We start from the raw sequence: 1,485 nt of genomic DNA on the forward strand, positions 1-1,485 counted from the left end.
CGGCTTGACCGGCGGCACGCCAAACCTGATTTACATCGACGGCAAGCCGTCGCAGAAACTGACGAATGACAATCTGGTGGACGAGCTGGAAAAGCTGATCCGCGAGAAAGCGGCCGAGAAAGTCGAAGCTGACGCAGCGGTCATCGCGCGCGGCTGAGCCTGACCGAAAGCCGAACGAATTTAAGGATTTAAAGTGAGCAAGTCTCTGCAAGCCATTCGTGGCATGAACGACATCCTGCCCGAACAGACCCCGCTGTGGCGTTATTTCGAGGGCACTGTCGCGCGTCTGCTGGATAACTACGGTTACAAGCAGATCCGCATGCCGATCGTCGAGTTCACCGAGCTGTTCAAGCGCTCCATCGGTGAAGTGACCGACATCGTCGAAAAAGAGATGTACACCTTCGAAGACCGCAACGGCGACTCCCTGACCCTGCGTCCGGAAGGCACCGCGGCGTGCGTGCGTGCGGTGCTCGAGCACGGCATCACCGGCGGTGGCCAGGTGCAGAAACTCTGGTACATCGGCCCGATGTTCCGCCACGAGCGTCCGCAGAAAGGCCGTTATCGCCAGTTCCACCAGATCGGTCTGGAGGTGTTTAACCTCGACGGTCCGGACATCGATGCCGAGCTGATCATCATGACCTGGCGCCTGTGGGGCGAGCTGGGTATCCGTGATGCGGTCAAGCTCGAGCTCAACAGCCTGGGCACCAGTGAATCCCGTGGTCGCTATCGTGAAGCGCTGGTCGAGTACCTCTCGGCGCACCACGACAAGCTCGACGAAGACAGCCAGCGTCGCCTGAAAACCAACCCGCTGCGCGTGCTCGACACCAAAAATGCCGACACTCAGGCGGTACTGGTCGATGCGCCGAAGATGGCCGACTACCTGGACGACGAATCCCGTGCGCACTTCGAAGGTCTGAAGGCGCGTCTGGACGCGGTTGGCATCCCGTACGTGCTCAACCCGAAACTGGTGCGCGGCCTCGATTACTACAGCAAAACCGTATTCGAATGGGTCACCGACAAGCTCGGCGCCCAGGGCACGGTCTGCGCGGGCGGTCGTTACGACGGTCTGGTCGAGCAGATGGGCGGCAAGCCGACTACCGGCGTGGGTTTCGCCATGGGCATCGAGCGTCTGGTGTTGATGCTCGAAACCCTGGAGCAGATCCCGGAAGAAATCTCTCGTCAGGTCGATGTCTACCTCTGCGCCTTTGGCGAACAGGCCGAACTGGCCGGTCTGGCCCTGGCCGAGCGTGTGCGTGACCAGCTTCCAAACCTGCGTCTGCAAGTCAATGCCGGCGCCGGCAGCTTCAAAAGCCAGTTCAAGAAAGCCGACAAGAGCGGTGCGCTGTACGCACTGATCCTGGGTGACGACGAAATGGCCCAGCAAGTGGTAGGTTTCAAACCCCTGCGTGGCCAGGGCGAACAACAAAGCATTGCCTGGGATGCGCTCGCCGCTCACCTGGCCACCTGCGTCGTGCAGGGTTGAAG

Annotated in this window: 1 protein-coding gene and 1 pseudogene; both read left to right on the plus strand. The window is 60.7% G+C overall.

Annotation, left to right across the window (positions count from 1 at the left end):
- Positions 1-157, plus strand: a pseudogene (locus ACIP8I_RS09465) (4-hydroxy-3-methylbut-2-en-1-yl diphosphate synthase); the annotation flags it as partial.
- Between the two features lie 36 nt (positions 158-193).
- On the plus strand, positions 194-1,483 hold the full coding sequence (hisS, locus tag ACIP8I_RS09470; protein WP_007964435.1) for a histidine--tRNA ligase: 1,290 nt from the start codon (positions 194-196) through the stop codon (positions 1,481-1,483).
- Positions 1,484-1,485: the final 2 nt, after the last annotated feature.

The organism is Pseudomonas sp. NPDC088414, assembly GCF_044753325.1.
Lineage (GTDB): Bacteria > Pseudomonadota > Gammaproteobacteria > Pseudomonadales > Pseudomonadaceae > Aquipseudomonas.